This window comes from Phyllobacterium ifriqiyense (assembly GCF_030817885.1).
Taxonomy (GTDB): Bacteria; Pseudomonadota; Alphaproteobacteria; order Rhizobiales; family Rhizobiaceae; genus Phyllobacterium; species Phyllobacterium ifriqiyense.
This window is the reverse complement of sequence record NZ_JAUSZT010000003.1, coordinates 752,070-768,321: the sequence shown is the minus strand read 5'-3', so window position 1 is coordinate 768,321 and position 16,252 is coordinate 752,070. Positions and strand designations below refer to the sequence as shown.

24 protein-coding genes are annotated in these 16,252 nt (G+C 53.0%); 16 read left to right on the top strand and 8 right to left on the bottom strand.

The features are described 5' to 3' along the window. Positions 1 to 27: 27 nt before the first annotated feature. Positions 28 to 1,032, bottom strand: coding sequence for an NAD(P)H-quinone oxidoreductase (locus QFZ34_RS11315; protein ID WP_307280878.1), 1,005 nt, complete (start codon positions 1,030 to 1,032; stop codon positions 28 to 30). Between the two features lie 96 nt (positions 1,033 to 1,128). Between QFZ34_RS11315 and QFZ34_RS11310 the strand changes: the two genes are divergently transcribed. The 3 genes from QFZ34_RS11310 (at position 1,129) to QFZ34_RS11300 (ending at position 2,977) form a co-directional block, all read left to right on the top strand. Further along, positions 1,129 to 1,314, top strand: coding sequence for a DUF1192 domain-containing protein (locus QFZ34_RS11310; protein ID WP_115054133.1), 186 nt, complete (start codon positions 1,129 to 1,131; stop codon positions 1,312 to 1,314). A gap of 111 nt (positions 1,315 to 1,425) precedes the next feature. Beyond that, a complete protein-coding gene (locus tag QFZ34_RS11305; RefSeq protein ID WP_115054134.1) occupies positions 1,426 to 2,667 on the top strand; it encodes an MFS transporter in 1,242 nt (413 codons plus the stop codon). Between the two features lie 46 nt (positions 2,668 to 2,713). Next, positions 2,714 to 2,977, top strand: a complete 264-nt coding sequence (locus QFZ34_RS11300; protein WP_008128262.1) for an ArsR/SmtB family transcription factor — start codon at positions 2,714 to 2,716, stop codon at positions 2,975 to 2,977. 137 nt (positions 2,978 to 3,114) lie between these two features. On the opposite strand, the gene QFZ34_RS11295 is transcribed toward QFZ34_RS11300, so the two are convergent. After that, positions 3,115 to 3,294 (bottom strand): YdcH family protein, encoded by a 180-nt coding sequence (locus QFZ34_RS11295; RefSeq protein ID WP_115054136.1) that lies wholly within the window; start codon positions 3,292 to 3,294, stop codon positions 3,115 to 3,117. A gap of 224 nt (positions 3,295 to 3,518) precedes the next feature. On the opposite strand from QFZ34_RS11295, the gene QFZ34_RS11290 reads away from it, so the two are divergent. The 5 genes from QFZ34_RS11290 to QFZ34_RS11270 all read left to right on the top strand — a co-directional run bounded on the left by QFZ34_RS11290 (position 3,519) and on the right by QFZ34_RS11270 (position 6,415). Further along, the gene (locus tag QFZ34_RS11290) at positions 3,519 to 3,722 is read left to right on the top strand and encodes a YdcH family protein (RefSeq protein ID WP_008128260.1); all 204 of its coding nucleotides are present in this window, start codon (positions 3,519 to 3,521) and stop codon (positions 3,720 to 3,722) included. A 91-nt stretch (positions 3,723 to 3,813) separates the two neighbouring features. Then, the gene (gene purE / locus QFZ34_RS11285) at positions 3,814 to 4,311 is read left to right on the top strand and encodes a 5-(carboxyamino)imidazole ribonucleotide mutase (protein ID WP_115054137.1); all 498 of its coding nucleotides are present in this window, start codon (positions 3,814 to 3,816) and stop codon (positions 4,309 to 4,311) included. Between the two features lie 2 nt (positions 4,312 to 4,313). Next, on the top strand, positions 4,314 to 5,387 hold the full coding sequence (locus QFZ34_RS11280) for a 5-(carboxyamino)imidazole ribonucleotide synthase (protein ID WP_115054138.1): 1,074 nt from the start codon (positions 4,314 to 4,316) through the stop codon (positions 5,385 to 5,387). Between the two features lie 166 nt (positions 5,388 to 5,553). After that, entirely contained in the window at positions 5,554 to 5,679 is a 126-nt protein-coding gene (gene ykgO, locus QFZ34_RS11275) for a type B 50S ribosomal protein L36 (protein WP_040856283.1), read from the top strand. Positions 5,680 to 5,740: 61 nt separating this feature from the next. Next, positions 5,741 to 6,415 (top strand): tetratricopeptide repeat protein, encoded by a 675-nt coding sequence (locus QFZ34_RS11270; RefSeq protein WP_307280856.1) that lies wholly within the window; start codon positions 5,741 to 5,743, stop codon positions 6,413 to 6,415. Between the two features lie 306 nt (positions 6,416 to 6,721). Here the strand turns inward: QFZ34_RS11270 and pyk are convergent, their stop codons facing one another. The 3 genes from pyk to QFZ34_RS11255 all read right to left on the bottom strand — a co-directional run bounded on the left by pyk (position 6,722) and on the right by QFZ34_RS11255 (position 8,961). Continuing rightward, positions 6,722 to 8,158 carry a pyruvate kinase gene (gene pyk / locus QFZ34_RS11265; RefSeq protein ID WP_115054140.1) on the bottom strand — a complete coding sequence of 479 codons (1,437 nt, stop codon included), beginning with the start codon at positions 8,156 to 8,158 and terminating at the stop codon, positions 6,722 to 6,724. Continuing rightward, positions 8,155 to 8,628, bottom strand: coding sequence for a DUF1036 domain-containing protein (locus tag QFZ34_RS11260; protein ID WP_307286259.1), 474 nt, complete (start codon positions 8,626 to 8,628; stop codon positions 8,155 to 8,157). The genes pyk and QFZ34_RS11260 overlap by 4 nt, the downstream gene beginning before the upstream one ends. A gap of 210 nt (positions 8,629 to 8,838) precedes the next feature. Beyond that, positions 8,839 to 8,961 carry a hypothetical protein gene (locus QFZ34_RS11255; protein ID WP_307280849.1) on the bottom strand — a complete coding sequence of 41 codons (123 nt, stop codon included), beginning with the start codon at positions 8,959 to 8,961 and terminating at the stop codon, positions 8,839 to 8,841. A 252-nt stretch (positions 8,962 to 9,213) separates the two neighbouring features. On the opposite strand from QFZ34_RS11255, the gene QFZ34_RS11250 reads away from it, so the two are divergent. From QFZ34_RS11250 to QFZ34_RS11240, 3 genes are all read left to right on the top strand, one after another. Beyond that, a complete protein-coding gene (locus tag QFZ34_RS11250) occupies positions 9,214 to 10,017 on the top strand; it encodes an N-formylglutamate amidohydrolase (RefSeq protein WP_307280847.1) in 804 nt (267 codons plus the stop codon). Next, entirely contained in the window at positions 10,010 to 10,315 is a 306-nt protein-coding gene (locus tag QFZ34_RS11245; protein ID WP_115054144.1) for a DUF1244 domain-containing protein, read from the top strand. The genes QFZ34_RS11250 and QFZ34_RS11245 overlap by 8 nt, the downstream gene beginning before the upstream one ends. Positions 10,316 to 10,435: 120 nt before the next feature. After that, complete coding sequence (locus QFZ34_RS11240) at positions 10,436 to 10,705, top strand: DUF2312 domain-containing protein (RefSeq protein WP_008128240.1); 270 nt, start codon at positions 10,436 to 10,438, stop codon at positions 10,703 to 10,705. Here QFZ34_RS11240 and QFZ34_RS11235 read toward each other — a convergent pair. After that, the gene (locus QFZ34_RS11235; RefSeq protein WP_307280842.1) at positions 10,678 to 10,947 is read right to left on the bottom strand and encodes a hypothetical protein; all 270 of its coding nucleotides are present in this window, start codon (positions 10,945 to 10,947) and stop codon (positions 10,678 to 10,680) included. The genes QFZ34_RS11240 and QFZ34_RS11235 overlap by 28 nt on opposite strands. Before the next feature lie 106 nt (positions 10,948 to 11,053). On the opposite strand from QFZ34_RS11235, the gene QFZ34_RS11230 reads away from it, so the two are divergent. Then, a complete protein-coding gene (locus QFZ34_RS11230) occupies positions 11,054 to 11,206 on the top strand; it encodes a hypothetical protein (RefSeq protein ID WP_307280839.1) in 153 nt (50 codons plus the stop codon). Positions 11,207 to 11,352: 146 nt separating this feature from the next. Here QFZ34_RS11230 and QFZ34_RS11225 read toward each other — a convergent pair whose 3' ends face one another. Next, positions 11,353 to 11,631, bottom strand: a complete 279-nt coding sequence (locus QFZ34_RS11225) for a hypothetical protein (protein WP_115054145.1) — start codon at positions 11,629 to 11,631, stop codon at positions 11,353 to 11,355. Positions 11,632 to 12,470: 839 nt separating this feature from the next. On the opposite strand from QFZ34_RS11225, the gene QFZ34_RS11220 reads away from it, so the two are divergent. From QFZ34_RS11220 to QFZ34_RS11210, 3 genes are read left to right on the top strand one after another with little or no spacing between them, the layout of a single operon-like run. Further along, entirely contained in the window at positions 12,471 to 12,950 is a 480-nt protein-coding gene (locus tag QFZ34_RS11220) for a carboxymuconolactone decarboxylase family protein (RefSeq protein ID WP_115054146.1), read from the top strand. A 57-nt stretch (positions 12,951 to 13,007) separates the two neighbouring features. Next, positions 13,008 to 13,763 (top strand): SDR family oxidoreductase, encoded by a 756-nt coding sequence (locus tag QFZ34_RS11215; RefSeq protein WP_307280832.1) that lies wholly within the window; start codon positions 13,008 to 13,010, stop codon positions 13,761 to 13,763. Between the two features lie 33 nt (positions 13,764 to 13,796). After that, positions 13,797 to 14,213 (top strand): cupin domain-containing protein, encoded by a 417-nt coding sequence (locus QFZ34_RS11210; protein WP_370878740.1) that lies wholly within the window; start codon positions 13,797 to 13,799, stop codon positions 14,211 to 14,213. 55 nt (positions 14,214 to 14,268) lie between these two features. Here QFZ34_RS11210 and QFZ34_RS11205 read toward each other — a convergent pair whose 3' ends face one another. After that, positions 14,269 to 14,754, bottom strand: a complete 486-nt coding sequence (locus tag QFZ34_RS11205; RefSeq protein ID WP_307280830.1) for an RrF2 family transcriptional regulator — start codon at positions 14,752 to 14,754, stop codon at positions 14,269 to 14,271. 415 nt (positions 14,755 to 15,169) lie between these two features. Here QFZ34_RS11205 and QFZ34_RS11200 point away from each other — a divergent pair, with 415 nt between their 5' ends. Continuing rightward, complete coding sequence (locus QFZ34_RS11200; RefSeq protein WP_115054150.1) at positions 15,170 to 16,219, top strand: PstS family phosphate ABC transporter substrate-binding protein; 1,050 nt, start codon at positions 15,170 to 15,172, stop codon at positions 16,217 to 16,219. Positions 16,220 to 16,252 lie beyond the last annotated feature (33 nt).

The window sequence follows — 16,252 nt, the reverse complement described above, 5'->3', positions numbered from 1 at the left end:
GCATATAGCGGCCTTTACAGTCTTGGTTCAGCTTACATCTAAAACAATTTTGCCAATATGCTGGCCATCTTCCATACGCTCATGCGCGCGCCAGGCTTCATGCAGTGGATAGACCATATCGATCACCGGCGCGACTTTACGCTCAGCCAATAGCGGCCAAACGTTAAGTTCAAGCTCGCGGGCAATTCCGGCTTTGAACTCGATTGTTCGGGCCCTTAACGTTGATCCCGTATGTTGCAGTCGCTTGACCATCAGCTTGGTCATATCAGTCGTTGCCTTTGCCCCGTTGAGAAAAGCAATCTGCACGATACGGCCATCAATAGCCGCCGCGTCATAGTTCCGGTCGACGTAGTCGCCGCCAACCATGTCGAGGATCAGATTGGCACCTTTGCCATCCGTAAGTCGCTTAACAGCCTCGACAAAATCCTCTTTGCGATAATTGATTGCGTGATCGGCCCCAAGCTTGACGCATGCTTCGCACTTGTCGCCTGATCCAGCCGTTGTAAATACGCTCGCCCCGAAGGCCTTGGCCAGCTGTATCGCTGTCGTGCCGATACCAGACGAGCCGCCATGGACGAGAAATGTCTCGCCGCTTTGCAGGGCACCCCTCTCAAAAACATTGTGCCAGACGGTGAAGAATGTTTCGGGAATTGCGGCGGCCTCTATGTAGCCGTAGCCTGCCGGGATCGGCAGGGCGTTGGATTCATGAACCGTGCAATATTGGGCATAGCCGCCGCCGGCCACGAGTGCCGTAACACGTTCACCAAGGCGGAAACGGGTTACACCTTCCCCTGTTGCGACAACATCCCCGGAAATTTCCAACCCCGGAATGTCTGAAGCGCCTTGTGGCGGTGGATAATGGCCTTGCCGTTGCAAAACATCGGGACGATTAACACCGGCGGACCGCACTCGCACAAGAAGCTCCCCGGATTTGGGCGCAGGAACGGGTCTCTCGCCCGCTTTGAGAACCCTTGGGCCACCTGGAGAACTGATCTCAATCGCCGTCATCACTGTTGGAATCTCTTCTGCCATTATGAACTTCCCTGATATTGATTCATTGGAATAATTTGCAATTCCAAGTGGTTGGAATGTATCTTACTACGCGGAGGCGACAAGTGGAGGAAAGAAATGTCACTTTTCGATGAAGAGCCCCGGCGCAAGACTGTTCATGATATCGGCCAGGACTTGTCTTTGCTATCTGTTGCAGAACTTGATGAGCGTATAGGCTTGTTGCGTGCGGAGATTGTACGTCTTGAGGAGGAGCGTTCGCGAAAGGGAGATAGCAAGGTTGCTGCAGAGGCGCTCTTTCGCTGATTGATTTCAATTTGGTGCAGGTGCCATCAAGTTTCCGCATTGATAACCGAGAGAAAGCTGCATCCCTATCAATACAGAGCCGTCTTCCCCCGCTCGTCCGAAGGATATCTCGTGTTTCGTTCATTCATTCAGGTCTTTGCGCTTCTTTGCGGCACATCTTTTCTCGTCATGGCTTCAGGCCTGCATGGATTATTACTACCCTTGCGCGGCGGCGCCGAAGGGTTTTCAACGACATCGCTCGGTTTGCTGGGAACAGCATGGGCAGGTGGCTTTATAACAGCCTGCCTTCTTGCCCCGCGACTGGTGAGAAGAGTCGGACATGTTCGTGCATTCAGCGCCTTTGCCGCGATTGCGGCAATCGTTGCGCTGATGACCGGAATACTCGTTAATTCAACGGCTTGGATTGTCCTGCGCGCCCTCACCGGATTTGCCATGGCAGGCTCCTATATGGTGATTGAGAGTTGGCTTAATGAGCGGGCCACGAACGCCAATCGCGGCCAAATATTCGGTCTCTATATGGTGGTCAATTTCGGGTCGATAACGGTTGGCCAGCTGATGATCGGTTTTGGCGACGTGCATAATGGCACGTTCTTTATGCTGTCCGGCATATTGTTCTGTCTCGCATTGATTCCGACAGCTATTTCAACAGCCAGCAGTCCAAAACCATTGACGGAAGTGCAGCTTGATTTGCGTGCGCTTTACCGTAATTCGCCGGTGGCCTTTCTTGGCTGCATACTTATTGGCGTTGCCAATGGCGCATTCGGTACGCTGGGCGCTGTATATGGCGCTGCGACAGGGATTTCGGTCGGTGAAATCGCCTTGATGATGAGCGCCTCGGTGCTCGGCGGCGCGCTGATGCAGATTCCGGTCGGGCGTATGTCTGATCGAACCGACCGGCGTTATGTATTGGCCTTCGTTGGCGGTGCTGCGGCATTGATCGGGCTGTTGATTTTCTTCATCGCTCCAAGGCATGCCACGATCATTCTCATCATGACGGCGATATATGGTGGCTTGGCCTATACGCTCTATCCCGTGGCTGTTGCGCATGCCAACGACTTTTCGGACTCCGAAAACTTCGTCAAAGTGACGAGTGGCCTGTTATTGCTCTATGGTTTTGGCACGATGATCGGCCCGGTACTGGGCGCCTGGGCGATGGAGACCATCGGAGCCGAAGGATTGTTTGCGATCACGGCACTGGCTCATGCGGCAATCATGTGTCATGCAATCATTCGCTCGCGAATGCGCGCGCCGGTGCCAATCGAACTGCGGGATAATTTTCAGACGGTGCATTCGGAACGTGCAACACCCGAAGGTGTAAAGCTTGATCCACGTGCGGAAACCCTGCCCGAATAGCGACAAATCCGTTGACATTGCTGGCGGTTTAAACCGAAACTGCAACATGGTCGAAACAGATGCTTTTGTTGCAATTTCCGATCCCAACCGCCGATACCTTCTTGAGGAATTGAGGCGGGGTCCAAAAACCGTGAATGAGTTGGCGTCCGGTCTTCCTATATCGCGCCCCGCGGTCTCCCAGCACCTTAAAGCACTGCTTGATGCGCAACTGGTTTCGGTGAAATCAGAAGGCACCCGCCGCATCTATGCAGTCGACGATAGCGGCTTTTTCCATTTGAATTTGTGGCTTGATCAGTTCTGGAATGAATAATCCGCCATAGCACCGGCAGAAAACTAATCCAAAGACATGAAAACCCGGCTGTCTGACCGTGCCGGGTTTTCGGATCTGCCGCGTGATATACTCAGGCGGAATTCGGGGTCTATCTTGCCTTGCGACCCGGAGTCGTTTTAGTGGTGAGTAACGAGCGTACGAATTTTTTCGATTTGCTCTTTCAGCACAAGCTTGCGACGCTTGAGGTCGCTAATCTTAAGATCGTCCGTAGCTGGACTTAGCATTGCATCGGAGATTTCTTTCTCAAGTGCTCCATGCTTACGTTCAAGCGTTTCAAGATGAGACTCAATGGCCATGCGGCTTCTCCCTTGGTTAATTTCCTTGCTCGTAATGCCCTGTCAGCCAAGTAGCGGCTTTATGACAGAGCCGTGACACTCTGCCACTACTTGAAGCAATTGTCGAATATGTTTCGCAGGATTTTATTGTCACATGAAATGTGATATTGCGGCATACCGGCAAGTGACAGTGTTACTCCGGACCGCTTTTGATAATTCTACAGCAAAATACCGGGAATCACTGCATGTCCGATCAAGATCAGGCTGACATTCGATTGGCAGTCGCAAGATTGAAGCAAGAGCATCTGGACTTCGACGCAGCTATCCAGGCAATGATCCAAGTTGGTTGCGACCAGCTGCGTATCCAGCGCATGAAAAAGAAGAAACTCATCATCAAAGATAAGCTCATCGAGCTGGAAGACAAAATCATCCCCGACATAATCGCCTGATATCCAAGAGCAATCTGCGGTGCTGTGACTTATGCTTGCAGGCTCTTTGCTTTTACACTAATTCCCCCATTCCATTATTAGAGGATGCTCAATGGCTGATACACGTGCTGACGTAGCAATCATTATGGGAAGCCAGTCCGATTGGTCGACCATGCGTCATGCGGCTGAAACGTTGGACAGCCTTGGAATTTCTCACGATGACCGGATCGTTTCGGCGCACAGAACGCCGGATCGATTGGTCGAGTTCGCCAAAAGCGCGAGAGAATCTGGTTTCAAGGTCATTATTGCGGGTGCAGGCGGTGCTGCACATCTGCCAGGCATGGCTGCGTCCATGACGCCTTTGCCGGTTTTTGGCGTACCTGTTGAATCGAAGGCTCTCTCCGGCCAGGACTCGCTGCTTTCCATAGTGCAAATGCCAGCGGGCATACCCGTCGGGACATTGGCAATTGGCCGGGCAGGCGCGGTCAATGCCGCATTGCTGGCAGCAGCGGTTTTGGCTCTGCACGATAAGGAACTGGCAAAACGACTTGATGCTTTCCGGCAGGCACAAAGCGAGAAGGTTGCGATGCGGCCTTCCGACGAGGTTTGAGAATGATTTCTGCAGGTTCGACGATTGGTATAATCGGTGGTGGTCAGCTCGGACGCATGCTGGCTATAGCTGCTGCACGTCTCGGCTACAGAACAGTGATACTGGAGCCCCAAGCAGATTGCCCCGCAGCGCAAGTTGCCAATGAAGTTATTACCGCAGCCTATGATGATCATGACGCGTTGGAGCGATTGGCTGAGCTAAGCGACGTCATTACCTACGAATTTGAGAATGTGCCCGTCGACTCAGCGGAACTTTTGAGTGAAACGAAGTCAGTATTTCCGCCAGCAGAGGCACTGAAAGTCTCACAGGATCGCGTCACCGAGAAACGGTTTCTCAACAAGCTCGGCATTCAGACCGCGCAATGGCGCGTCGTCGAAAATGAGGTGGAGCTGGAAGCTGCCCTGCTTGCTTTTGGCGGCAAGGGCATCCTTAAGACCCGGCGCTTCGGTTATGATGGAAAAGGCCAGGCGAAGTTTTCCGGCGTGCCGGGCGAAACGGCCAAGGCCGGATTTGCCGCCGTTGGCAATGCTCCTTCCATTCTTGAGGCGCTGGTGGACTTTACTCACGAGATATCGGTCATTGCGGCGCGTGACGAAGCCGGCAATATCCGGGTTTATGACATTGCCGAGAACGTTCACAAGGATGGAATTCTCGCAAGCTCGACAGTTCCTGTTTCCGTGTCTTCGACAATGGCGGGCCTGGCTGCGGATGCGGCCCGCAAGCTGCTGGAAGGATTGAACTATGTCGGCGTGCTCGGCATGGAGTTCTTTGCGCTTGCCAATGGAACTTTGCTTGCCAATGAATTTGCACCGCGCGTGCATAATTCCGGCCACTGGACAGAAGCAGCCTGCGCCGTTTCACAGTTCGAGCAGCATATACGCGCCATTACAGGATTGCCTCTGGGCGATACGAGGCGGCATTCCGATTGTGTGATGGAAAATCTCATTGGCGATGATATTGCCCGCGTGCCAGAGATATTGAAAGAAAGCGGAGCCGTGGTGCATCTTTACGGCAAGGCCGAAGCGCGTCCGGGGCGCAAGATGGGGCATGTGACTCGCATAACCAAACGCCTCTGAATGCTGGAAAAGATAAGTTTTCTCGCTGAATCATGCGATGAATCGCGGGATGGGAGTTGACAATGCAGGCATTCCTTGGCTATTTCCCCGCAACGTGTTTCCGGCGCGCTTAAAAGGCGCGCTTTTTATTGGTGCCCGGTTTCGGGCGAAAGATACCGGTGCTGAAATGAAGATCAAGAACTCCCTTAAGGCCCTCAAAGCCCGTCATCGTGACAATCAGCTGGTCCGTCGCAAGGGCCGCATGTACATCATCAACAAGACTGCTCCGCGCTTCAAAGCACGCCAGGGCTGATCTTACCGTTTCACGGTTATTTGCATTTGACGTTTTGCTGATACGGACTAACATTCGTGTCATGCAGAACGTCTTTGCTATTTTACTCGGGCTCTCAACGGTACTTTCGCCAATGATTTCAATGGCGGAGAGCGCTTGGGCGCAAGAAAGAACGGGAACGGAAGATAGGGCTGATACGCAGGGGAAACCTGCTGAAGGCCAGGCCCTCACTCCGCAACAGGCCGCATTGCCCGGCAAAACATTGGCGGAAAAGCGTGCCGCCCGGCTGGATGAGCTTTTCGGTCAATTGAAGCGGGAAACCAACGCGATGAAAGCATCGCGGATTGCCTCGCAAATCCAAGCCCAGTGGCAGAATTCCGGCAGCGCAAGCATCGATCTGATGATGGGCTGGGCCTCTAAGGCCATGGAAGATAAGAAGTATTCCGTTGCGCTGGATTTTCTTGATCAAGTCATCGTCATGAAGCCGGACTATGCGGAAGGCTGGAACCGCCGCGCCACATTGAACTATGTGATGAATGATTACGGCCGCGCCATGGCTGATATTCACAAGACGCTGACATTGGAACCACGGCACTTTGGAGCCATGGCCGGTATGGCTTCCATCCTCAAGGAAACGGGCCGCAAAGAGGCAGCGCTGGGCGCATTCGAGCAGGTTTTGAATGTCTATCCGATGATGCGTCAGGCTCAGAAAGAAGTCGGTGAACTGGCAGATGAATTAACCGGCCAACGCACGTAATTTCGTTGATTGCAACTAATCACAACTAAATCACCACTATCGATTGTAATTCTTCGGCAAATTTGCCCGTTTTTTCGGGAAAATCATTTAGCTTTGTGGGTATTTTGCTTAAGATGCTGAAAATGAGCGGGAAGCTCCATAGCTGTTGCGCTGGCGGCTCGTTGCAATGCCGTCCGCACTCTTTTCTAAACTGCCGTAGCTTTCGTTAGAGTAGCAACCAGCAATATGCTCAGCTTAAAATTGCAAATTCCGGCAATGCTTACGCATGCCGGAATTTTTATAATCAACCGCTTGCAGCGCTAGACGTCAGACGCTGGTCAGACCGTCGGAGCCGATATAGGCGATGCGCAGCATATTCGTTGAACCTGGGGTACGCAGGGGCACGCCAGCCGAGATGATGATGCGATCACCCGGATTACCGAACTCTTCCTGATAGGCAATGTGGCAAGCACGATCGACCATCTCATCAAGATCATAGGCCTCGTCGGTTACAACGCAATGCAACCCCCAGACGAGCGCTAGCTTGCGGGCGGTTTCAACGACAGGCGACAGCGCGATGATGGGTAAAAGTGGCCGTTCGCGCGCGGCACGCAAGGCAGTGGTTCCCGAGGCGGTATAAGTGACGATAGCCGAAAGATTGAGCGTTTCGGCGATCTGGCGGGCGGCGAGCGAAATTGCATCGGCGCCGGTCGCATTGGGCTCGGGGCGCTGGGCATGGATGATGCCGGGGAAATTTGGATCGCGCTCCACCTGTTCGGCAATGCGCGCCATTGTTGCGACGGCTTCTACAGGATAATCGCCAGCTGCAGATTCTGCCGAAAGCATAACCGCATCGGCACCTTCGAACACGGCTGTGGCAACGTCGGACACTTCGGCGCGGGTTGGCACGGCGGCAGTGATCATCGATTCCAGCATCTGCGTGGCGACGACAACGGGCTTACCTGCCCGGCGACAAGCACGAATGATCTGCTTCTGGATGCCAGGCACTGATTCCAGCGGCATCTCAACGCCGAGATCGCCGCGCGCAACCATAAGCGCATCGGAAAGCTCGATGATCTCATCAAGGCGGGTAACGGCCTGTGGCTTCTCAATCTTTGAGAGAAGAGCAACGCGGCCGCGCGAGATCTTGCGGACCTCGGCAAGATCCTCCGGCCGCTGGATAAAGGACAGGGCAACCCAGTCGATTTCTTCCTGCAGCACGGCATCGAGGTCGCGGCGGTCTTTCTCGGTCAGAGCGCCGACATCAAGTGTGGTGTCAGGCAGGCTGACGCCTTTCTTGTCGGAAATACTCGTTCCTGAAACAACCCGGCAGCGAATATGCTTGCCATCGGATGCTTCAGCGACAAGCGCCAGCTTGCCATCGTCGATCAACAGGCGATGACCCGGCTCAACGGCTTTGAGAATTTCCGGATGCGGCAGGTAAACGCGGGTGTTATCGCCAAGCGCTTCATTGTTGTCGAGGGTGAAGGTCTGGCCTGCAACGAGTTCCACCTTGCCTTCGGCAAATTTGCCCACACGCAGCTTGGGTCCCTGCAAATCGGCGAGAATGCCGATTGGCCGTCCGACTTCTTTTTCCACATTGCGCAAGCGGCGCACAAGTTCACGCATCAGGTCGTGGCTGGCATGGCTCATATTGATGCGGAAGACATCGGCACCGGCTTCGAACAGTTTGCGAATCATGCCTTCGTCGGAGGAAGCAGGACCGAGCGTGGCGAGAATTTTGACCTTGCGGCGACGTCTCATTGAGGAGGGGTATCCGTTACAATTGGAGATGAGGGAGGATTTTCTTCTGTCAGCTGGACCATCCAGCTCGTCTGCTCGCCCGTATCATATTCCTGAAATCCGGAACGCTGGAAACCGCGTGCGAAGCAGTCATTGATACCGGTTATCTTGAACTGGTTTTCGGCAACGCACATGTTGATCTTGCCGTCCCAGCGCCCGCCGCTTTGAGCATCTTCGGCGTAAAGGTAATAATAGCGCGATGTCAGCGGTCCGACAACCAAGGTGGTGCAGGAAGAGGCGTTGACATGCCACCAGCCTTCCGTGATCCAGCCAGTCTTGGCGCGGTAGCCCAGAGCAACGCCGACCAGATTTTGGGTGGAATTGCACACGCGGAAATCGGCATGGGCCTGGGTCGGCGCAAAAACGCTTCCCGAAATGAATATGAACAGAAATGCCGCGAGGAAGCTTCCCCATCTTAGCTTTATGCTCATACTCAATATTGCCTCCGTCCGGTCTTTTAGGGTCCTGCCAGCACCAAAATTAAGCCAATGGCTTCAGGGCAGGTAGACGAGGTTCCTTTTCGGTAGTTTCGCGCGCATTGTCAACGCGTGAATAAGTCGTAGAGGGGTGCCACGACAAGATTGTGATCGGCTGTGGTGTTTTTGGGACGATCCGGCTCAGGCTTCGATCTAATCGATTTGTTATGGCGCCTTGTCCGTGGTCACTTCATCCTCTTCGTCTTCATCGTCAGACTCAATTATGTTCCACATAAAGGCGTGCAAGCGCTCCTCGATATCCTTCTTCGAGGCTCCGGATTTTTCCATCTCACGTTTTATTTTGAAGAAGTGATCTCTGTCCGCAGACGTGAGATATTTAGTGGCGTTTTCTAACGATGATATTCGACTGGACATGCAGTGCTATTATCTTCTTAGCCGCCGCAATGGAAGTAACATATCGTGCTCCAATCTTTATTGCTCTTGTGGTTCCAATAGGCCGGCGAACAATCTGCCTTGCATTGCTGCCTAGGGCATGAAAGACAAAAGCGGTCAGATTCACCGTTGCAAGAGCCTGTCTTCATGTCCTTTTCTCCCTATCATCTGGTTGATGGCGATTATGCCAAGGGCCTTGTCCTGCTTGCCGATCATGCGAGCCGCGCGTTGCCGGAAGAATATGGCTCGCTGGGGTTGGATGCCGCGCAATTCGAGCGGCATATTGCGTATGATATTGGCGTCGAGCAGTTGACCCGCAAACTTGCCGCCATGCTTGGTGTGCCAGCGGTGCTTGGCGGGTTTTCGCGGCTGTTGATTGATCCAAATCGCGGCGATGATGATCCAACCCTGATCATGCGTCTCTCTGATGGTGCCGTGATACCGCGCAACAATCCAATGTCTGAAGATGAGCGAAAGAAGCGCATAGACCAATATTACAGGCCCTATCACGATGCGGTTGCCGCGGCGATCGCGGAAACGGTGGAACAGAGCGGCAAGGCGCCCCTGGTTATTTCCGTTCACTCGTTTACCGCATTCTGGAAAGCGACGCCGAGGCCCTGGCACGCCGGCATACTTTGGGACAAGGATCCACGCGCTGTGCTGCCTTTATTGGCGGGTTTACGGGCAGATCCCCTGCTGGTCGTTGGCGATAATGAGCCCTATGACGGGGCACTCAAGGGCGACACAATGTATACGCATTGCATCCTGCCGGGTTATGCCCATGCGTTGATCGAGGTACGCCAGGATCTGATTGGCGATGATGCGGGCACGACCTTATGGGCTGAGCGTCTGGGGCCAATCCTTGAAGGCATGAATGCAGTACCCGATATGCATGAGGTTCGGCATTATGGTTCAAGAACGGGAATAATTGAGGAGATCATCCATGACTGATTTAAGCCGGGAACAGCAAACCGAATTGGAGGCGGCGGCTTTCCGGCGTTTGGTGGAGCATCTGCGCGCCCGCAGCGATGTGCAGAATATTGATTTGATGAACCTGGCAGGGTTTTGCCGCAACTGCCTTTCCAACTGGTATCGCGAAGCGGCGGAAGCTTCCGGCATCGCGATCAGCAAGGATGAATCGCGCGAGATCATCTATGGCGAGCCCTATGCCGATTGGCAGGCAAAATATCAACGCGAAGCAAGTGACGCAGCCAAGGCAGCCTTCGAGACAAACAAGCCCGGGCATTGAAAGGTCCGGATGGCTGCGGTCGCAGACTCTATTTCCTTGACTCCCTAGCCCTTCGTCGGGCATCGGAACGCTCCGCGCGGCTTAACCCCGAGTCGCCAGTTACGTTTTACGGAGTGAAATATGAGCATGGATGATTTGGGCGCACAGGGCGGTGTCGAAGGTGTAGCGGCAGCAGAATTGCGTCAATTCATCGAGCGCATTGAGCGCCTCGAAGAAGAAAAGACCACGCTTTCCGACGATATCAAGGAAGTAATGGCTGAAGCCAAAGGCCGCGGCTACGACACGAAGATCATCCGCACCATTGTTCGCCTGCGCAAGAAGGACGCCAATGAGCGCAAGGAAGAAGAAGCGATCCTTGAACTTTATATGAATGCCTTGGGTATGGAATGATAGCCAGCCTGCGGGCTGGGTTTTAGTGAACGATGCGGGATCGTGCGATGCACGGTCCTTTCGTTTGGGCGCGGCGCTGGGGATGAAGTGGCGTCCTCTTTGGTAGCGAAACCATCCCTGATCTGACCACTGTCGCCCCAAACAACAAAACAGCCCGAAAGTTCTTCCCATAGGATCGTATATCCACCGGAAGCCATCCGGTCATGCAATTCAGGAAGTTTTGGATTTTCAATCTGGCCCATAGCGGTCTCCTTGACTCACTTGGACGGTGTCAGCACTTGCAGTTGAAAGGATAGTTGCCTCCTGAAAAGGTTGAGAAACGTCCAATGTTTCGATCAGCAGTTCGAAATGGGTAATGTCGCGCAGAGCCTTCAGATAGGTGTCGCGGATTTGATCGCCCGCTCCGCCTCGGCCTACACGGATAAACTGGCATTGCTCGCCAGCATCGATGGTTCCAACGATGTCCTCCGATTCAGAGAGCTTCAGGACGATCCAATTTAACAGTGTTTTTTGCTGCTCAACCCTGTCGCCGGATATAACAAGGCCTTCGGTAACAATTTACCACCACTGAAATTCACCAAAAGTTCCGTTTTTTCCCTCAAGGGGCGTGGAGATGAGCGGACGAGTTGTTCCGCTTCAAAAATCGATCAACGCCGCTCTGTCCTTCGCGGTAGAGCGGCGTTCTTTTGGGCTTCGGGTTCAGATTTTTGCGCAAGCTTCAGGTCGTGCCGTGAAATGACTTCCCGCAGATGGTGAGCGAGGCGGCGGTAATGGTCCGCAGTTTGCAGGGAAATGTCTTCCTTCTCGCCTGACCGCGATTTACGAAAGGCTTTTTCGACACCTTCCTCCAACCGGACAATGCGCTCTTCATGCTCCTGAACGGCCAGACGGAGTCTTTCGATAAATTCATTGTAGACTTTACCCATTACATCAATGCCCTGAGCCCGTTCATGCTTGCCTGCCAGTGGCAGCTATCTGGCAGTCCCGAAACGAGCGTAATAGCGATCAGTTCCATCGCAGACACTCGGTTTTGAATTCGTCCGGTGTCATGGGACCATGATCATTGATGTGAACTTTCCACACCGAATGAATATCCGCGAATGCTTCCGCAGCGGTCGTAAATGTCATGACATTCGAAGTGGTGATTTCATCAGGCACAAAAAGCTGGATCTTGGAATTGGATCAATTGGCATCGCCGTATCCGTCTAATTTTTCGACTGGTAAAGCTGTCTGGTTTTCCGGTTGCGAGTTTCTTTTTCGGACGGGGTCAACCGTCGGCGTCTGAGCATGCCATAGGCCATTATTATCCCGAGAATAATGGGTCCGCCGAGCACAACAAAAAGCCAAAGATATTACGGTTACCTCCTTTCGAAAAGTAACCGGTGTCGGTGAATTTTGGTTCCAACCATTAAAAGCTTTCAAGCAATACAAAGCCACAACCTTTGTCCAGCGCTTCGGCGGCCTCTCAATGTCGCCTGCCTTTGATTGCTGTGGGCACCATGCATCACAGGGCCGGCTGGTGAAAAATAGAGCATCCCGAAGGCGTGAGGGCGACTGACGGAGGCACAGGTCTAAAACAACCGGCTTGATGGCAATTTTTTGGATCGCCGATAGTTCGTTAAATCAAATACTTACGTGAAATGTGGGCAGCTGAGCGAGCGCAGGCGCAATTTATTGCAGGCGCCCCACTTTACATTTTTTCTATTAAGGATATTAAATATCCTTAAGGATAATAAATATCCATAATAGACGAATGGAGAGACATATGAGCCAGCGCCTTAACTACATTCAGCAGTCGCCCGAGTTTTTCAAAAAGTTCATGGATTTCAGCCTGGCGCTCAAGGACAGTGCCATTGAAGAGAAGATCGAGGATCTCGTACATATCCGCGCCTCCCAAATGAACGGCTGCGCCTTCTGTCTCGATATGCATGTTAAGCAGGCCAAGATGCATGGGGAGACCGAGCTTCGTCTTTACCACATTGCTATTTGGCGGGAATCGACACTGTTCTCCCCGCGCGAGCGCGCAGCTTTGGCCTGGGCCGAGATTTTGACAAAGCTGCCGGAGCAGGGCGTTCCGGATGATGTTTACGAACGCGTTCGCGGCCAGCTCTCCGAGAAGGAGCTGTCTGATCTAACCTATACGGTCATGGCTATAAATGCCTGGAACCGCGCCAATGTGGCCTTCAGGACTGTGCCCGGATCATCGGACAAGGCCTTTGGTCTCGATAAGGCTGGCCTGAACTAAACCTTTGAACATTGATCTCTTAACACCCGGATTAACGGGCATCGAAGGACAATTGCCATGAAAATCGTTATTATTGGGGGAACTGGTCTGATCGGATCGAAGACCGTTGAACGCCTGCGCAAGAAGGGTCATGAGGTGGTCGCCGCCTCGCCGAATACCGGGGTCAACACGATTACCGGAGAAGGCCTGACCGAGGCGCTTGCCGGTGCGGATATCGTCCTTGATCTGGCCAATTCGCCATCCTTCGCGGACAGGGATGTTCTCGAATTCTTCCAGACCTCCGGTAAGAACCTGCTTGCAGCCGAAGCAGCGGCAAGCGTGAAGCACCATATCGCGCTTTCCGTGGTCGGCACCGAACGTTTGCAGGAAAGCGGCTATTTTCGCGGCAAGCTTGCGCAGGAAGAACTGATCAGAAAGTCGCCGATTCCCTATACGATTGTTCACTCAACGCAATTCTTCGAGTTTCTCAGCGGCATCGCAGAACCCGGGACGGTCGGCGACAAGGTGCATTTATCCCCTGCCTATGTACAGCCTATTGCTTCTGATGATGTGGCGGACGCCATGGCTGAAGTGGCGCTTGCACCGCCGGTCATGGGGACGGTGGAAATCGCAGGCCCGGAAAAGGTCCGGCTGAGCGATCTGGTTGGCCGTTACCTGAAAGCAACCAATGATCCAAGGTCGGTCGTGGTCGATGCTCACGCCAGATATTTCGGCGCGGAACTCAACGATGAATCGCTCGTGCCCGGCCTTGATCCGCGGCTTGGATCCATCGGTTTTGAAGAATGGTTCGCAACGGCGCCCCGCCGCAAGTGAGCCGCCAGACAGCGAAAGTCGAAGGAGACTGAAATGATCAAAACCTCAATCACCGCATTGGCGCTTGGCTTGCTGCTCATGAACAGCGCTGCCACACATGCCGACGGGACAGATGCCAAGGTTACTATTGTTTACGAACATGAACTGCCGAATGTGCCGGGTAAAAGCATCAAGGGCATTCTTGTGGAATATGGGCCGGGCGGGTCTTCGCCGGGACATACCCACCCGAATTCCGCCTTTATCTATGCGACTGTTCTGGAAGGGGCCATTCGCAGCCAGGTCAATGACGGCCCCGTGAAGGTCTATCGAGCCGGGGAAAACTTTTCTGAAATGCCGGGTGATCGCCATAGTGTGAGCGCGAATGACAGTAAAACCGACCCGGCACGGCTGCTTGCCGTATTTGTCGTCGATACCAACGAGAAAACCCCTTTGACCACCCCGATCAAGTAACATTCTTGTCGATATAACAGCCGATCACGCCGAACCGGGTTGGCCCGCATGTTATCTACGTGCGGGCCATAACCCATTCGGAACTCTTTTTCCAAAGATCAGCTGGAACGTCCTTAGCGAGTGTTTCGACCAGGCTGGCCAGCGTTACACTGCGCAACTTGCTGCGCCACGCCTCATCAGCATCCCACATGATGCGAGCCACGGAGCATGGCTTCGTATCGCAATGGTCTGCGGAGCGGCAAGGATTGTTCTCTCTGATATTATTGCAGACAAAGGTCGGGCTTTTCCCCTCAACAGCCTCGACAATATCCAGAAATGTAATTTCTGAGGTCGGTCTTGCAAGCCGGTAGCCACCGCTTGGCCCAAGTGTCGTCTCGACAATCGCGGCCTGCGAAAGATTTTGCAGCGCCTTCGATAGATATTCCTTGGGAACACCATGAAACTCAGCCAATGTCTTGGTTGAAAGATAATGGTTTTCCGGCAGCCCGGCCAGAAGGGCGCAGCAATGGAGTACCCATTCGACCTGACTTTTCAGTATCATTGCTCAATCCTGCCCGTGACAGTTTTAGGGCTCAAATGCTCGATTTAAGGATAATAAATATCCTTAAATAGGAAATTTGTAAATCATATCAACGGCAGGGCGAAAACGGGCCTGAAATTTTTGCCAGCATTGCGCAGGACAAGAACGGACATCCATCAAATGGAGAGCTGCATCCCCTTTCGACGGGCTCCGGATATCGTGATATAATTCAACAGGGTTGAAATTCGCCGCCGAAGTTTCATTTGCTGCCACGGGAATAAGCGTGGCTAAAATATATAATAAATACAAATGTTTAATCGTAACGCTTTTGCGGCTCGCTCATTGTGATCAAACCGTAATATTAGTGTCACATGACTGTTATAAACCTTCTGTAGATAGCGGTGACTTCAAAAGTTTTCAAACAGGAGTAAAACCCATGAACAAGCTTTTTTCAACGGTGGCAATTGCGGCCATCGGCATTGCAGCCTCGCTCGGCACTGCATCTGCACGCGATCAAATCCGCATCGTCGGGTCTTCGACGGTTTATCCTTTCACCACTGCTGTTGCAGAAAATTTCGGCAAGACATCCGGCATGAAGACGCCAGTTGTCGAATCCACCGGCACAGGCGGCGGCATGAAGCTTTTCTGTGAAGGCGTTGGCGAAAAGTTCCCGGATGCAACCAATGCATCGCGCGCAATCAAGAAGAGCGAATTTGCCGATTGCAACAAGAACGGCGTCAAGGACATCGTTGAAATTCTTGTTGGCTTTGATGGTCTGACCGTTGCCCAGGCAAAGGCCGGTATTCCTCTGAAGCTTTCGCGCAAGAACTTCTTCCTCGCTCTTGCCAAGGAAGTTCCGGGTGCTGATGGCAAGCTCGTTGCCAACCCATACAAGAATTGGTCTGAAATCGATCCTTCGTTGCCTAACGAGAAGATCGAAGTACTTGGCCCGCCTCCAACATCCGGCACACGCGATTCCATGCATGAGCTTTTCATGGAAGCCGGTGCGCTTGAAATTCCTGCTCTGAAGGAATTGAAGGGTAAGGACGCCAAGGCATTTGAAGCTGTCTGGAAGTCACTTCGCGAAGATGGCGCCTATGTGGAAGCAGGCGAGAACGACAATGTGATCGTTCAGAAGCTTGAAGCAAATCCAAAGGCATTTGGCGTATTCGGCTATTCCTTCCTTGAGGAAAATGCATCGAAGCTGGCCGGTGTGCCAATCGACGGTGTTGTTCCGACCTTCGAAACAATTTCCGACGGTACTTACAAGCCTTCTCGTGAACTTTACGTCTATATCAAAAAGGCCCATGTCGGCGTTATCCCGGGTCTGGACAAGTTTGCTGCTGAATACGTGTCGGACACTGCAAGCGGCGAAGAAGGTTACCTTTCCGAAAAGGGCCTCGTGCCGCTGCCAGCTGAGCGCCATGCTGAAGCTGCCAAGGCTGTTCTGGCCATGGAGACCATCAACGGCGACAAGCTGAAATAAGCTTTATATCAAGAATGGCAGCCGGTGATCTGA

Coding starts and splice junctions, on each gene's coding strand:
- QFZ34_RS11290 (WP_008128260.1), top strand. CDS start 3,519: ATGTCCGATCAAGATCAGGCTGACATTCGATTGGCAGTCGCAAGATTG.
- QFZ34_RS11280 (WP_115054138.1), top strand. CDS start 4,314: ATGATTTCTGCAGGTTCGACGATTGGTATAATCGGTGGTGGTCAGCTC.
- ykgO (WP_040856283.1), top strand. CDS start 5,554: ATGAAGATCAAGAACTCCCTTAAGGCCCTCAAAGCCCGTCATCGTGAC.
- QFZ34_RS11295 (WP_115054136.1), bottom strand. CDS start 3,294: ATGGCCATTGAGTCTCATCTTGAAACGCTTGAACGTAAGCATGGAGCA.
- QFZ34_RS11250 (WP_307280847.1), top strand. CDS start 9,214: ATGTCCTTTTCTCCCTATCATCTGGTTGATGGCGATTATGCCAAGGGC.
- QFZ34_RS11260 (WP_307286259.1), bottom strand. CDS start 8,628: ATGAGCATAAAGCTAAGATGGGGAAGCTTCCTCGCGGCATTTCTGTTC.
- QFZ34_RS11220 (WP_115054146.1), top strand. CDS start 12,471: ATGAGCCAGCGCCTTAACTACATTCAGCAGTCGCCCGAGTTTTTCAAA.
- QFZ34_RS11230 (WP_307280839.1), top strand. CDS start 11,054: ATGGGTAATGTCGCGCAGAGCCTTCAGATAGGTGTCGCGGATTTGATC.
- QFZ34_RS11310 (WP_115054133.1), top strand. CDS start 1,129: ATGTCACTTTTCGATGAAGAGCCCCGGCGCAAGACTGTTCATGATATC.
- QFZ34_RS11210 (WP_370878740.1), top strand. CDS start 13,797: ATGATCAAAACCTCAATCACCGCATTGGCGCTTGGCTTGCTGCTCATG.
- QFZ34_RS11200 (WP_115054150.1), top strand. CDS start 15,170: ATGAACAAGCTTTTTTCAACGGTGGCAATTGCGGCCATCGGCATTGCA.
- purE (WP_115054137.1), top strand. CDS start 3,814: ATGGCTGATACACGTGCTGACGTAGCAATCATTATGGGAAGCCAGTCC.
- QFZ34_RS11300 (WP_008128262.1), top strand. CDS start 2,714: ATGGTCGAAACAGATGCTTTTGTTGCAATTTCCGATCCCAACCGCCGA.
- QFZ34_RS11235 (WP_307280842.1), bottom strand. CDS start 10,947: ATGGGCCAGATTGAAAATCCAAAACTTCCTGAATTGCATGACCGGATG.
- QFZ34_RS11255 (WP_307280849.1), bottom strand. CDS start 8,961: ATGGAAAAATCCGGAGCCTCGAAGAAGGATATCGAGGAGCGCTTGCAC.
- QFZ34_RS11315 (WP_307280878.1), bottom strand. CDS start 1,032: ATGGCAGAAGAGATTCCAACAGTGATGACGGCGATTGAGATCAGTTCT.
- QFZ34_RS11215 (WP_307280832.1), top strand. CDS start 13,008: ATGAAAATCGTTATTATTGGGGGAACTGGTCTGATCGGATCGAAGACC.
- QFZ34_RS11205 (WP_307280830.1), bottom strand. CDS start 14,754: ATGATACTGAAAAGTCAGGTCGAATGGGTACTCCATTGCTGCGCCCTT.
- QFZ34_RS11225 (WP_115054145.1), bottom strand. CDS start 11,631: ATGGGTAAAGTCTACAATGAATTTATCGAAAGACTCCGTCTGGCCGTT.
- QFZ34_RS11240 (WP_008128240.1), top strand. CDS start 10,436: ATGAGCATGGATGATTTGGGCGCACAGGGCGGTGTCGAAGGTGTAGCG.
- QFZ34_RS11270 (WP_307280856.1), top strand. CDS start 5,741: ATGCAGAACGTCTTTGCTATTTTACTCGGGCTCTCAACGGTACTTTCG.
- pyk (WP_115054140.1), bottom strand. CDS start 8,158: ATGAGACGTCGCCGCAAGGTCAAAATTCTCGCCACGCTCGGTCCTGCT.
- QFZ34_RS11245 (WP_115054144.1), top strand. CDS start 10,010: ATGACTGATTTAAGCCGGGAACAGCAAACCGAATTGGAGGCGGCGGCT.